This window comes from Paludibacterium purpuratum (assembly GCF_004363805.1).
GTDB lineage: Bacteria > Pseudomonadota > Gammaproteobacteria > Burkholderiales > Chromobacteriaceae > Paludibacterium > Paludibacterium purpuratum.
Map to the genome: position 1 here is coordinate 149,114 of NZ_SNZP01000011.1, position 12,828 is coordinate 161,941.

Annotated in this window: 13 protein-coding genes; 11 read left to right on the plus strand and 2 right to left on the minus strand. The window is 61.9% G+C overall.

The genetic code is table 11. The features are described from left to right. The first annotated feature begins 1 nt into the window (after position 1). The 10 genes from murD to DFP86_RS14185 all read left to right on the plus strand — a co-directional run bounded on the left by murD (position 2) and on the right by DFP86_RS14185 (position 10,375). Positions 2 to 1,369 (plus strand): UDP-N-acetylmuramoyl-L-alanine--D-glutamate ligase, encoded by a 1,368-nt coding sequence (gene murD, locus DFP86_RS14140; RefSeq protein ID WP_133682328.1) that lies wholly within the window; start codon positions 2 to 4, stop codon positions 1,367 to 1,369. After that, complete coding sequence (gene ftsW / locus DFP86_RS14145; RefSeq protein ID WP_243729406.1) at positions 1,366 to 2,526, plus strand: putative lipid II flippase FtsW; 1,161 nt, start codon at positions 1,366 to 1,368, stop codon at positions 2,524 to 2,526. The genes murD and ftsW overlap by 4 nt, the downstream gene beginning before the upstream one ends. A gap of 19 nt (positions 2,527 to 2,545) precedes the next feature. After that, positions 2,546 to 3,616, plus strand: a complete 1,071-nt coding sequence (gene murG / locus DFP86_RS14150) for an undecaprenyldiphospho-muramoylpentapeptide beta-N-acetylglucosaminyltransferase (RefSeq protein WP_208108346.1) — start codon at positions 2,546 to 2,548, stop codon at positions 3,614 to 3,616. Between the two features lies 1 nt (position 3,617). Then, positions 3,618 to 5,006 carry a UDP-N-acetylmuramate--L-alanine ligase gene (gene murC / locus DFP86_RS14155; RefSeq protein WP_133682330.1) on the plus strand — a complete coding sequence of 463 codons (1,389 nt, stop codon included), beginning with the start codon at positions 3,618 to 3,620 and terminating at the stop codon, positions 5,004 to 5,006. 44 nt (positions 5,007 to 5,050) lie between these two features. After that, the gene (locus tag DFP86_RS14160) at positions 5,051 to 5,962 is read left to right on the plus strand and encodes a D-alanine--D-alanine ligase (protein ID WP_133682332.1); all 912 of its coding nucleotides are present in this window, start codon (positions 5,051 to 5,053) and stop codon (positions 5,960 to 5,962) included. Beyond that, positions 5,952 to 6,683, plus strand: a complete 732-nt coding sequence (locus DFP86_RS14165; RefSeq protein ID WP_133682334.1) for a cell division protein FtsQ/DivIB — start codon at positions 5,952 to 5,954, stop codon at positions 6,681 to 6,683. Before DFP86_RS14160 ends, DFP86_RS14165 begins: the two co-directional genes overlap by 11 nt. A 43-nt stretch (positions 6,684 to 6,726) precedes the next feature. Next, entirely contained in the window at positions 6,727 to 7,938 is a 1,212-nt protein-coding gene (gene ftsA, locus DFP86_RS14170) for a cell division protein FtsA (RefSeq protein WP_208108347.1), read from the plus strand. Between the two features lie 56 nt (positions 7,939 to 7,994). After that, positions 7,995 to 9,182, plus strand: a complete 1,188-nt coding sequence (gene ftsZ, locus DFP86_RS14175) for a cell division protein FtsZ (protein WP_133682338.1) — start codon at positions 7,995 to 7,997, stop codon at positions 9,180 to 9,182. A gap of 99 nt (positions 9,183 to 9,281) precedes the next feature. Continuing rightward, the gene (gene lpxC / locus DFP86_RS14180; protein ID WP_166642279.1) at positions 9,282 to 10,193 is read left to right on the plus strand and encodes a UDP-3-O-acyl-N-acetylglucosamine deacetylase; all 912 of its coding nucleotides are present in this window, start codon (positions 9,282 to 9,284) and stop codon (positions 10,191 to 10,193) included. After that, the gene (locus DFP86_RS14185; RefSeq protein WP_133682342.1) at positions 10,193 to 10,375 is read left to right on the plus strand and encodes a hypothetical protein; all 183 of its coding nucleotides are present in this window, start codon (positions 10,193 to 10,195) and stop codon (positions 10,373 to 10,375) included. The genes lpxC and DFP86_RS14185 overlap by 1 nt, the downstream gene beginning before the upstream one ends. 20 nt (positions 10,376 to 10,395) lie before the next feature. Here the strand turns inward: DFP86_RS14185 and DFP86_RS14190 are convergent, their stop codons facing one another. Both DFP86_RS14190 and DFP86_RS14195 read right to left on the minus strand, forming a co-directional pair. After that, complete coding sequence (locus DFP86_RS14190; protein WP_133682344.1) at positions 10,396 to 11,160, minus strand: N-acetylmuramoyl-L-alanine amidase; 765 nt, start codon at positions 11,158 to 11,160, stop codon at positions 10,396 to 10,398. 27 nt (positions 11,161 to 11,187) lie between these two features. Continuing rightward, the gene (locus tag DFP86_RS14195) at positions 11,188 to 11,979 is read right to left on the minus strand and encodes an N-acetylmuramidase domain-containing protein (protein ID WP_133682346.1); all 792 of its coding nucleotides are present in this window, start codon (positions 11,977 to 11,979) and stop codon (positions 11,188 to 11,190) included. 312 nt (positions 11,980 to 12,291) lie between these two features. Here DFP86_RS14195 and DFP86_RS14200 point away from each other — a divergent pair, with 312 nt between their 5' ends. Further along, positions 12,292 to 12,693 carry a cupin domain-containing protein gene (locus DFP86_RS14200; RefSeq protein ID WP_133682347.1) on the plus strand — a complete coding sequence of 134 codons (402 nt, stop codon included), beginning with the start codon at positions 12,292 to 12,294 and terminating at the stop codon, positions 12,691 to 12,693. Positions 12,694 to 12,828: the final 135 nt, after the last annotated feature.

Genomic DNA, 12,828 nt, shown 5'->3' on the forward strand with positions numbered 1-12,828 from the left:
AATGAATTTCGCCAACCGTCACATCATGGTCGTGGGGCTCGGGGATTCCGGGCTTGCCACTGTGCGCTGGCTCGCCGCGCACGGCGCGACCGTGTCGGTGGCGGATAGCCGCGACAACCCGCCCAACCTCGACGTCATCCGCGCCGAGTTGCCGGATGTGAACGTGCGCGCCGGCGCATTCGACGACGCCGCCTTCGATGGCGTCGACATGCTGGTCGTCAGCCCGGGCGTGGCGGTGGCCACACCGGCGATCCGCGCCTATCGCGAGCGAGGCGGCCGCGTCGTCGGCGACATCGAACTGTTCGCCCGTGCGATCGCCGGTACCTCGGCGCGCGTGATCGCCATTTCCGGCTCCAACGGTAAGAGCACGGTCACCACGCTGGTCGGTCATCTCTGCCAAAGCGCGGGACTGGATACCATGGTGGCCGGCAACATCGGCCTGCCCGTGCTCGAAGCGCTCGCCGAGCGCGAAGCCAGCGGGCGCATGCCCGACGTATGGGTGCTGGAATTGTCCAGCTTCCAACTGGAAACCACGGCCAGCCTGCGCGCCGACGCGGCTACGGTACTGAATATCTCCGAGGATCACCTCGATCGTTACAACGACTTGCTCGATTACGCGCACGCCAAGACCGCCGTGTTCAACGGCGCCGGGGTTCAGGTGTTGAACGCCGAAGACCCGCTGGTGCGTGCCATGGTTCGCCCGGGGCACGTCGTGAAGTGGTTTGCGCTCGATGACGCGGCCGACTACGGTCTGCGCCTGCAAAACGGCCAGGGCTGGTTGTGCTGTGCGGGCGAGCCGGTGTTCGACCTCGCGCGCCTGCCGCTCGAAGGGTTGCACAACGCCGCCAACGCGCTGGCCGCGCTGGCGCTGTGCGAAGGCATCGGCCTGGCGCGCGAACGCCTGCTGGCCGGTCTGGAAAGCTTCCGCGGCTTGCCGCATCGCGTCGAACTGATCAACGAGTTCGGCGGCATCAAATTCATCGACGACTCCAAGGGCACCAACGTCGGCGCCACGGTCGCCGCCTTGAACGGCATGATTCGCCCGGTGGTACTGATCGCCGGCGGCGATGGCAAGGGGCAGGATTTCGCACCGCTGGCCCCGGCGTGCCGTCGTATCGTGCGTGCCGTGATGTTGATCGGCCGCGATGCCGGCAAGATCCGCGCCGCACTGGCCGACAGCGGCATCGAGATGGTCGACTTCGCCAGCCTGCAGGACGCGACCCGCGCCGCAGCGGCCAAGGCGCAATCCGGGGATGTGGTGTTGTTGTCGCCGGCGTGCGCCAGCCTCGATATGTTCCGCAACTACGCAGAGCGTGCTCAGGTGTTCGTCGACACCGTGCGTGCCGTGCAAAGTGAAAGCGGGCAATGACGACGGCCAGCATGAAAGGCGCCTACGCGGCCACCACCATCCTCGACGAGGCGCTGGCCTGGGCCATCGCCTTGCTGCTGTCGATCAGCCTGGTGATGGTGTATTCCGCGTCGGTGGCTTATGCCGAGGCCGATGCGGCGACACAGAACAAGTATTTCTATTTGATTCGCCATGTGATTTTCATGGTGATCGGCTTGGCCGGCGGCTATGTGGCGTTCCAAATTCCGACGGCCTTCTGGCAGAAGTATGCCGGCAAGATCTTCTTGATCGGGGTGGTGCTGTTGGTGCTGGTGCTGATTCCGGGCATCGGACGCGTGGTCAACGGCTCGCGGCGCTGGATCTCGCTGTTCGTGATCAATTTGCAGCCGTCCGAACTGATGAAGATGGCCACGGTGTTGTATGCGGCGGATTACACGGTGCGCAAGTCGCACAAGCTGCACAGCTTGAAGGAAGGCTTTTTGCCGATGTTCATCGCCATGGTGGTGGTGGCCTTCCTGCTGTTGCGCGAGCCGGACTTCGGCGCGCTGATGGTGGTGATGACGATCGCGATGGGCATCTTGTTCCTCGGCGGCATCAACATGCGCATCTTTTCCGGCCTGGCCGTCATGGCGTTGGTGGCGATCGTGCTGCTGATCATCAGTTCGCCCTACCGTCTCAAGCGGGTGCTGGGTTTCATGGACCCGTGGGACGATCCGTTCGGCAAGGGCTATCAGTTGTCGCACTCGCTGATCGCCATCGGCCGCGGCGAATGGTTCGGCGTTGGATTGGGCGCCAGCGTCGAGAAACTGTTTTATCTGCCGGAGGCGCACACCGACTTCATCTTGGCGGTGATCGCCGAGGAGTTCGGCTTCTTCGGCATTTGCGTGTTGATTGCGATTTACGCCTGGATCGTGCGCCGCGCGTTCCACATCGGCGTCGAGTCGCGCAAGCTCGAACGCTACTACCAGGCGTTGGTGGCGCAAGGCATCGGTATTTGGCTCGGGATTCAGGCCTTTTTCAACATGGGCGTGAACATGGGTCTTTTGCCGACCAAGGGTCTGACCTTGCCGCTGATGTCGTTCGGCGGCTCGGCGATGTTGTTCAACCTGATGTCGATGGCGCTGTTGCTACGCGTCGACTACGAAAATCGGAGGATCATGCGCGGTTACAAGGGCTAACCCGCATGGAGAGCGAACAATGGCGAACAAAACCGTAATGATCATGGCAGGCGGTACCGGGGGGCACATCTTCCCGGCGCTGGCCGTGGCCGACGTGCTGAAAGCGCGCGGCTGGCAAGTGATCTGGCTCGGTGCCGAGGGCGGCATGGAAACCCGTCTGGTGCCGCAGCACGGCTACGCCATCGAAACGGTGCGCATTGCAGGCATGCGCAAGAATGGGCTCAAGCGCTGGTTGTCGCTGCCGTTCATGATGGCCGCTGCGCTCTTGCGCACCACCGGGGTCATTCTGCGCCACCGGCCCGACATCGCCGTCGGCTTCGGCGGCTACACCGGTTTCCCGGGCGGACTGATGAGCCGCGTGCTGTGGAAGCCGCTGGTGATCCACGAACAGAACTCGGTGGCCGGGCTGACCAATCGCCTGTTGTCGAAGATCGCCAACCGCACGCTGTTCGCCTTCCCGGGCGCTTTCCCGGGCAATGAGGGCCGGGTCGGCAATCCGGTGCGCGCGGAGATTGCCGCCGTGGCCGAGCCCGATGTGCGCTTCAATGGTCGCGAAGGCGCGCTGCGCGTGCTGGTGGTCGGCGGCAGCCTGGGCGCCAAGGTCTTGAACGAAACCCTGCCGAGCGCACTGGCCATGATCCCGGCCGAACGCCGTCCCCTGGTGGTGCACCAGGCCGGCGTCAAGCAGATCGACGCGCTCAAGCAGTCGTATGCCGACGCCGGTATCGAGGCCGATTGCCGCGCCTTTATCGACGATATGGCCGGCGAGTACGCCGCCGCCGATCTGGTGATCTGCCGCGCCGGCGCCTTGACGGTGGCCGAGCTCGCCGCCGCTGGCGTTGCCAGCGTGCTGGTGCCGCTGCCGACCGCGGTGGACGACCATCAGACCGGCAACGCCCGTTACCTCGAACAGGCCGGTGCCGCCCGCCTCATGCCGCAAAAGACGCTGACGGCCGAAGGGCTCGCGGCGGTTTTACAGAACACGACGCGCGCCGAGTGCCTGGAAATGGCTCGACGTGCACGCAGCCTCGCCATCGTCGATGCCGCCACGCGCGTGGCCGACGAATGCGAAGCACTGACAAGAGAATGAAATGAAACACAGAGTCAACCACATCCATTTCGTAGGCATCGGCGGCGTCGGCATGAGCGGCATCGCCGAGGTGCTGCTGAATCTGGGCTACAAGGTCAGCGGTTCCGACGTGTCGGATAACGCGACGACCAAGCGATTGGTCGGGCAGGGCGCGGACGTTTTCTTCGGCCATGACGCCACCTACGTGCAAGGCGCCGATGTGGTGGTGACCTCGACCGCGGTGCGGGCCGACAACCCGGAAGTACAAGCCGCGCGCGCACAGAACATCGCGGTGATTCCGCGCGCGCTGATGCTAGCCGAACTGATGCGCTTCAAGCAGGGCATCGCCATTGCCGGCACGCACGGCAAGACCACCACCACGAGCCTGGTCTCGTCGGTGCTGGCCGCCGCCGGCCTGGATCCGACCTTCGTCATCGGCGGCAAGCTGACCGCCGCCGGTACCAATGCCCGGCTGGGCTCTGGAGACTTCCTGGTGGCCGAGGCCGACGAATCGGATGCGTCGTTCCTGTATCTGACGCCGGTGATGGCGGTGGTAACCAATATCGACGCCGATCACATGGATACCTATGGGCATGACTTCGACAAGCTGAAGCAAGCCTTCGTCGATTTCCTGCAGCGCCTGCCGTTCTACGGTTGCGCCGCGCTGTGCGTCGACGATCCGCAGGTACGCGAGATTCTGCCGCGCATCACCAAGCCGGTGACCACCTACGGTCTCGACGAGGGGGCGCACATCCGCGCGGTGGATGTGGTGGCCGATGCCGGGCGCATGCGCTTCGACGTGGTTTTGCAAGATGGCCAGCGTTTCCCTGTGCTGCTCAACCTGCCGGGCCGCCACAACGTGCAGAACGCCTTGGCCGCGATTGCGATTGGCCTGGAGTGCGGCGCGGATATTCCGTCCATTCAGCGGGGGCTGGCGGATTTCGCCGGCGTTGGCCGGCGCTTCCAGCGTTACGGCGAGGTGGCTTGCCAAAACGGTGGACAGTTCACGCTGATCGACGATTACGGTCATCACCCGGTGGAGATGGCGGCGACGTTGGCGGCTGTACGCGGCGCCTTCCCGTCGCGCCGACTGCTGTTGGCATTCCAACCGCACCGTTATACCCGCACCCGCGATCTGTTCGAGGACTTCGTCAAGGTGCTGTCGACGGTCGATGGTCTGTTGCTGGGCGAGGTGTATGCCGCCGGCGAGGCGCCGATCGTGGCGGCCGATGGCCGGGCGCTGGCACGTGCGGTGCGAGTGGGCGGTAAGGTGGAGCCGGTGTTCGTCGAGGCCATCGAGGATATGCCGCAGGCGATTCTCGATGCGGCGCGCGATGGCGATGTGGTGGTGACCATGGGCGCGGGGTCGGTCGGCGCGGTGCCGGGCAAGGTCGTGGCTCAACAGGTTTGAAGCAAATTTTGGTCGCTGGGCGACAGGTACAGGACAACAAGGCAATGAAGCAGTACGGCAAAGTGGCAGTGATGATGGGCGGTTCCTCCTCCGAGCGCGAGGTGTCGCTGATGAGCGGCGGCGGCGTGCTTAAGGCGCTGCAGTCGCGCGGCGTGGACGCCCATGCATTCGATCCTTCCGAGAAGCCGCTTTTCGCGCTCAAGGAAGAGGGATTCGAGCGCGTGTTCATCATCCTGCACGGCCCATTCGGCGAGGATGGCACGCTGCAGGGCGCGCTGGAAACCATGGGCATCCCGTATACCGGGTGCGGCGTGATGGCCTCGGCCATCGGCATGGACAAGTGGCGCACCAAGCTCTTGTGGCAATCGATCGGTCTGCCGGTGCCGGCGTTCCGGCTGCTGGAAGAGGGTAGCGATCTGGATCGGGTCGTGGCCGAGCTGGGCTTGCCGCTGTTCGTCAAGCCGGCCTGCGAAGGTTCGAGCTTTGGCGTCACCAAGGTAAAAACGGCTGCTGATATGCGAGCAGCCTATGAAGAAGCAAAAAAGTACGACGATCTGATTCTGGCCGAGCAGTTCATCGGTGGCGGCGAATATACCTGCGCCATCCTGGGCGAACGGGCGTTGCCGTCCATTAAGATCGAACCGGCCACCGAGTTTTACGACTACCAGGCCAAGTATTTCCGCGACGACACCGTGTATCGTTGCCCGTCCGGCCTGGACGCCGAGACCGAGGCGCGGGTGCACCAGCTGGCGCTGAAGGCTTTCCAGGTGATGGGCGGCACGGGCTGGGGACGCATCGACTTTTTGATGGACGAAGCCGGTCGGCCGTATCTGCTGGAAGCGAATACCGCACCGGGCATGACCAGCCACAGCTTGGTGCCGATGGCGGCGCGTCAGGCCGGCATGAGTTACGAGGATCTGTGCTTGGCGGTATTGGATTTGGCGCATGTGGGATAACCACATCGCGTTGAGACGGCTGGCGAATTTGTTGTTGCTGCTCTCGATCGGGATGTTGCTGTACGCAGGTGGCTTTTGGCTGACGCACGCACCGGTCTTCCCGGTGAAGAAGATTCGCATCAGCGGTCAGATGCAGCGTGTCACGCCGGAGCAGCTCAAGTTCATTGCCGAGCACGAGCTGACCGGATCGTTCTTTACGCTGGACATCGACCGGACCCGAGCGGCATTCAGCAAATTGCCCTGGGTACGCGAGGCCCAGGTACGGCGCACTTGGCCGGATACGCTGGAAATCTCGATCGACGAGTATGTGGCGCTGGCGCGATGGGGCGAGGATGGGCTGGTCGATGTGAACGGCACTTGGTTCGACGCCGCAAGCGATCAGAACGATTTGCCGGTGTTTTTCGGACCGGCGGGGGCACAGAAGGACATGGCGTCGCTGTACCAGCGGCTGAAACAGGTGCTGGCGCCCACAGAATTGAAGATTGTGCGCTTGTATTTGTCAGACCGGCGCGCATGGAGTGTTGAGCTGGATAACGGGGTACATATCGAGTTGGGTCGCGGCGATGTCGAGCAGAGAGCGCAGCGATTCGCCTCCCACTGGCAGAACACGGTGGCCAAGCTGCCGTACTCGGTCAGTTACGTCGATATGCGTTATCCGAATGGATTCGCCGTCCGCATGCCTGGTTACCAGGCGGCGACGACGGCTCAAGGTAAAAAGTAAGCAGTTGGAGCGACAGGTGAGCAAACCGAAGGAAAGCAAGAACATGTTAGTTGGCCTAGACATCGGCACGTCGAAAATCGTGGCGATCGTCGCGGAGGTCCTCGAGGACGGCCAATTGAACATTGTCGGCATGGGGCAGACCCCATCGCGCGGCCTCAAGCGTGGCATGGTGGTGAACATCGAGTCCACGGTGCAGGCCATTCAGCGCGCGCTGGAGGAGGCCGAGCTCATGGCTGACTGCAAGATCCATGAAGTGTTTACCGGTATCGCCGGCAGCCACATCAAGAGCGTCAACTCGCACGGCATGGTGGCGATCAAGGATCGCGAGGTGACGCAGATGGATATCGATCGCGTGATCGAAACCGCACGCGCCGTGAGCATTCCGCCCGACCATCAGGTGCTGCACATCCTGACTCAGGAGTACAGCATCGACGGCCAAGAGGGCGTTCGCGAGCCCTTGGGCATGAGCGGCGTGCGGCTGGAAGCCAAAGTGCATATCGTCACCGGCGCGGTCTCGGCGGCGCAGAACGTCACCAAGTGCGTGCGCCGTTGCGGTCTAGAGGTGTCCGATCTGGTGTTGCAACCGATGGCCTCGGCGATCGCCGTGCTGTCGGAGGATGAAAAGGATCTGGGCGTGTGCCTGATCGACATCGGCGGCGGTACCACCGATATCGCGGTGTACGCCAACGGCGCCATCCGCCATACGGCGGTGATTCCGATCGCCGGCGACCAGATCACCAACGATATCGCCATGGCGCTGCGCACGCCGACCAAAGAGGCCGAAGACATCAAGATCCAGCACGGCGTGGCGCTGGTGAACCTGGCCGACCCGGGACAGATGATCGAGGTGCCGGGCGTGGGTGAACGCGGGCCGCGCCAGATGTCGCGCGCGACCTTGGCGGAAGTGGTCGAACCGCGCGTCGAGGAGTTGTTCCAGCTGGTGCAGCAGGAACTGCGCCGCAGCGGCTTCGAGGACATGCTGTCCTCCGGCATCGTGTTGACCGGCGGCGCCAGCCTGATGCCGGGCATGGTGGAGTTGGCCGAAGAGGTGTTCCACATGCCGGTACGCGTCGGCGTGCCGAAGTATGTCGGCGGCTTGGCCGAAGTGGTCAAAACGCCGCGCTTCTCCACCGGTGTGGGGCTCTTGCTGTACGGCAAGGATCAGATTCAGACCCTGTCGGGGTCGAAAACGGCTTCGAGCGGCGTGGGCAGTGTGTTCTCGCGCATGAAGGCGTGGTTTGCAGGCAATTTCTAAACGTAGTTTCGGGCGTTGTACCGGTAATAGGCTCATCTTTAAATGAGGAGAGAAAAATGAGCGGAATGGTTTTCGAAGTAATGCAAGATGCGGCACAGGAAGCCGTCATCAAAGTGATCGGTGTCGGTGGCGGGGGCTGCAATGCTATCGACAACATGATCGACGGCAAGGTGCAAGGCGTGGAATTCATCTGCGCCAACACCGACGCGCAAACCTTGAAGCGCAATAAGGCCCAGCTCAAGCTACAGCTCGGCACCAACCTGACCAAGGGTCTGGGCGCAGGCGCCAACCCGGAGATCGGCCGCAATGCGGCGTTGGAAGATCGTGAGCGTATCGCCGATACGTTGCGCGGCGCCAATATGGTGTTCGTCACCGCCGGTATGGGCGGCGGCACCGGCACCGGCGCGGCACCGGTGGTGGCCGAAGTGGCCAAGGAAATGGGCATTCTGACCGTGGGCGTGGTCACCCGCCCGTTCGAACACGAAGGCAAGCGCACCAAGGTGGCGCAAAGCGGCATCGACGATCTGAAGAAGCATGTCGACTCGCTGATCGTGATCCCGAACGAGAAGTTGATGGAAGTTCTGGGCGACGACGTGACCATGCGCGAAGCTTTCCGTGCCGCCGACGACGTGCTCAAGGGCGCCGTGGCAGGTATCGCCGAAGTGATCACCTGCCCGGGTCTGATCAACGTCGACTTCGCCGACGTGCGCACCGTCATGTGCGAGATGGGCTTGGCGATGATGGGCTCCGCTTACGCCTCCGGCATCGATCGTGCACGTGTCGCCGCCGAGCAGGCCGTGGCTAGCCCGTTGTTGGACAACATCACCCTGGAAGGCGCGCGCGGCGTGCTGGTGAACATCTCCACCGCGCCTGGCTGCCTGAAGATGAGCGAGTACCGCGAAATCATGTCGATTGTGCGTCAGTACGCCGACGAGAGCGCGGAAGTGAAGTTCGGCACCGCCGAAGTGGACGATATCCCGGAAGACACCATCCGCGTGACCTTGATCGCCACCGGCCTGGGCAAGAAGCCGACTACCCGCGGCGAAGAGCGTCCGGAGTACATCAAGATCGTCAAAACCGGCACCGACGACCGTGTGGTCGAAGTGCTGAACTACGACGATTTCGATACCCCGGCCATCATGCGCAGCCGCGGACGTCGCACACCGGCCTCGACCGATTTCTCCAACCCCGAGGTGAGCGAGTCGTTCGATATTCCGGCGTTCCTGCGCAAGCAAGCCGATTGATTGAAAATCGCTATTGCGATTATGTTATTAATTAATAAAGCATAGGTCTCGGCCATGCTAAACTCAGGTCGTCCCTGATTTGGTAGAAAGTAGCGAATGATTCTGCAGCGCACGCTGAAGCAAGCGATCAGCGCCACGGGTGTGGGTTTGCACTCCGGCGAACGGGTACGCCTGACCCTGTTGCCGGCCCAGCCCAACTCGGGAATCATCTTCTATCGCACCGACTTGCCCGAGCCGGTGGCGGTAAAAGCCGAACCGCTCATGGTGAACGACACGCGACTCTCCTCAACGCTGGTCAGCGAGACCGGCGTGCGTGTCGGCACTATCGAGCATTTGATGTCTGCTTTTGCCGGGTTGGGGATCGACAATTTGATCGTTGAGGTCACGGCGGCGGAAATTCCGATCATGGATGGCTCCGCCGCGCCCTTTATTTACTTGTTGCAAACGGCGGGTATCGTCGAACAGACCGTGCCCAAGCGTTTCATCCGCATCAAGCAGGCCATCGAGGTGGTCGAGGGCGACAAGTGGGTGCGTTTCGATCCGCACGACGGTTTCCAGATCACGCTATCGATTCAGTTCGACCATCCGGCATTCAACCTGGCGCCGCAGAAGGTGCTGGTCGATTTCGCCAACCACTCCTACATCGAGGAGATCAGCCGCGCGCGCACCTTCGGTTTCATGCACGAGGTGGAGTCGATGCGCAATCACGGGCTGGGGTTGGGCGGCAATCTGGAAAACGCCATCGTGATCGACGACGAGTTCGTGCTCAATCCGGACGGATTGCGCTTTCCCGACGAGTTCGTGCGTCACAAAATTCTCGATGCCATCGGCGACCTGTACATCGTCGGGCATCCGATCATCGGCGCCTTCTCCGGCCACAAGTCCGGACATGCGCTCAACAATCAATTGCTGCGTAAGCTCCTGGCGACCCCGGACGCCTGGGAATACGTCAGCTTCCGCGAGGCCGAGGACGTTCCCTCGAGCTTTCATCGCATTCCGGATCTCGAATAATGCAAGCCCTGTTGCGGCTGGGCCTGTTCACCTCCGTGCTGCTTGTCTGCATCGGCATGATCAGGCACGCGCGCCGGCCCGATAGCGCCCGGCTCGAGCGCGTTACGCTCTGGCTGCAAAGGTTGACCTGGACCAACGGCGCCGTGTTGCTGCTATGGCTCTTCGGGCTCGTGCGCCACTAGGCGCCCGGCTCCCGTGGACCCTAGCCGTAGCGGGCATTCAGCGCGTACAAGATCGCGCAGGTTTCCACATCCATCTCGCCGCTGTAATCGCTGGGACGGAAGTGCATCTGGAAGGCGCGCACCAGCGCTTTATACGCCGTAACAGTCGCCTCCGGCTCTTGATAGCCGTATTGCTTCAAGCCTGCGACGATCTCCAACCTGGGCGGCAACCCCTGACGACCGAACCGGTCGACGTAAGCCTGCTTGCTCGTCTCGTCAAACCAGGCGCCGATACCGGCTTGTGCCAGTTGCCGCCACGGAAATTTGGGGCCTGGGTCGGACTTGCGTAGATAGGCAATGTCGGCATGGCCCACGACGTTCTTGGGCGTGATGTCCGGGTAGCGCATCAGAATATTCTGCGTCAGCTCGCGCACGGCATCGATCTGGCTCGATTCGTAATCGGGGAAAATAAATTGGCCCGGCGTGGGTTCGCTCGCTTCGTTGACGATTTCGATGCCGATGGCGGTGTCGTTGAGATTGTCGCGGCCAGTCCAATGGCTGGCCCCCGCGTGCCAGGCGCGATCCTGTTCGTCGACCAGACTGAAAAGCTGTTGCCCGGAAAAGCCCGCAGTGCGGTAGCTCGGGTCGCTGGGAGCCGGTAACAGATAGTGGGCGCTGGCCAGGCCATGAGTCAGCAGTTGAACCGAAGTGGCGAAATTGGCGGCGGTATAGTGCAAGACCAGGAAACGGATGCGCTTGTCGAAACCGCTGGTGGCGCGATAGCTGTTGAAGTCGATGGTAAACATGGCTGTTCCTGTGAGAGGCAAGACGACTCACGCGCCGATGGCAGGGGGGAACGCCGCGGCCATCAACGTCGTGCGACTGGTGCCGTCGAGCTCGCCGGTTTCCTGCAGGCGGTTGCGCGTTTGGAAGTCGCGTAGCGCCGTGCGCGTACGCGTTCCTTGTATGCCGTCGATCGGGCCGGGATCGAAGCCGAGATACAGTAAGGCGGCCTGGGCCGTGCGTAGCTCAAGGCTAGGCTCTGCGCGCTGGGCTTTGGCGTAAGCGTCGGCCAGCTTCTCGTCATAGCGATTGCGAGCGTAATTCGCGCCGTTGTAACCGCGAGCAAAGCGTGGCCAATCGTCTTGGCGCAAAGCATCAACCAGTTGGTTGTGTTGGATGAACTTGGCCATGGCCATGATCTGCCGATCCTCGCCGCCCTCCACCATACGTTGCACCATGTCTTCGACACAGGTGAAGCCGACAATGGCGTAATTGAAGCCCATGATCTGGGCGATGCCCCATGAGGCGCTTTTCAAGGCGGCTTCGCGATCGAGTGCAATCGCACGCTGCAATCGTTCATATTCGCTGGCGCCACGGCTATAGCCGCCGTGTTGCGGATTGCTGATGTCGGGAAACGCCTTGCTGAATCGGCCTTGGCTTTCGCGGTGGAAGATATGGCGCTCGAACAAGATTTTCGGCCGTCTATCGGGGAGAAAGCCAAAACCGCTGGATTCAACTTGCAAGACCGCCCAAAACGCCGCGCGGTTGATCTCCAACGTGGTGATGACCTGTGTCAAACCGTCTTCCGTCAGTGGCGTGCCTCGGTTAGCAAATTCCATCATCGTTCTCCTGATTTAGCGGTAAACGCCATCGCACTGGCTAGGCGGTTAGCCTCTTGATTCAGGCGTTGATCGGATTTTGCCGGGGAGAGTTGCGCTTGCAACACGCGTGCGGCGCGGTTCCGGTAAGGTTTCAGGCGAAGCGCACAGAAGCTGGCTATCGTTCTGACGGTGAAGGTGGCAAGTTGAAGCAAGGCTTAGGCACATGGCGTCGCGATAAAACGCGATGGCGTGACTCAGGCCAAATGGCTAGATTGAACAGAGTAGTAAAGTCATCGGGTTTGGTATTTTTGCCCCAAGACTAAGGAGAACGGCATGGCAAGTTATAAACATGAAGTCACTACGGCAAGCAGCGATGTCTGGCAGAAGTTGGTTACGCCCGAGGGCGAGCCGGCGGGGTTTCGCATGCGCGGCACGCTGCCGACCGATCCGGACGGCGTTGAACTGTTGATGGAGCATTGGGACGCCGGCATGACCGAACCGCCGCATTCGCATCCGGGCGACGACATGACCATCGTGGTGGAAGGGCGCATGGCGGTGCAGTACTACAAGCGCGACGCCAATGGCAAGCTACAAGCGGATGGCGAGCCGTTCGTCCTGGAGCAGGGCGAGGTCGGCTACAACAAGGCCGGGCGCATTCACGATGCCCGTTATCTGGCAGACTGTAAGCTGGCATTCGTGCACAGCGGGCCGTTCGGTTTCACCGAAGAATCGTAAGCCTCGCGATTAAAGCCGCTCCTACGAAAAGCAAGCCGGCGTAGATACTGTTATCCGAGTCAAGCGATAAGAAACGAACTGTCGAATGGCTTACCGGATTTCAGTACACCGTGAGCGATATGCACAAGCTTGCGC

Coding starts and splice junctions, on each gene's coding strand:
- ftsZ (WP_133682338.1), top strand. CDS start 7,995: ATGAGCGGAATGGTTTTCGAAGTAATGCAAGATGCGGCACAGGAAGCC.
- ftsA (WP_208108347.1), top strand. CDS start 6,727: ATGTTAGTTGGCCTAGACATCGGCACGTCGAAAATCGTGGCGATCGTC.
- murG (WP_208108346.1), top strand. CDS start 2,546: ATGGCGAACAAAACCGTAATGATCATGGCAGGCGGTACCGGGGGGCAC.
- DFP86_RS14185 (WP_133682342.1), top strand. CDS start 10,193: ATGCAAGCCCTGTTGCGGCTGGGCCTGTTCACCTCCGTGCTGCTTGTC.
- DFP86_RS14190 (WP_133682344.1), bottom strand. CDS start 11,160: ATGTTTACCATCGACTTCAACAGCTATCGCGCCACCAGCGGTTTCGAC.
- murD (WP_133682328.1), top strand. CDS start 2: ATGAATTTCGCCAACCGTCACATCATGGTCGTGGGGCTCGGGGATTCC.
- ftsW (WP_243729406.1), top strand. CDS start 1,366: ATGACGACGGCCAGCATGAAAGGCGCCTACGCGGCCACCACCATCCTC.
- DFP86_RS14160 (WP_133682332.1), top strand. CDS start 5,051: ATGAAGCAGTACGGCAAAGTGGCAGTGATGATGGGCGGTTCCTCCTCC.
- DFP86_RS14195 (WP_133682346.1), bottom strand. CDS start 11,979: ATGATGGAATTTGCTAACCGAGGCACGCCACTGACGGAAGACGGTTTG.
- DFP86_RS14200 (WP_133682347.1), top strand. CDS start 12,292: ATGGCAAGTTATAAACATGAAGTCACTACGGCAAGCAGCGATGTCTGG.
- DFP86_RS14165 (WP_133682334.1), top strand. CDS start 5,952: ATGTGGGATAACCACATCGCGTTGAGACGGCTGGCGAATTTGTTGTTG.
- murC (WP_133682330.1), top strand. CDS start 3,618: ATGAAACACAGAGTCAACCACATCCATTTCGTAGGCATCGGCGGCGTC.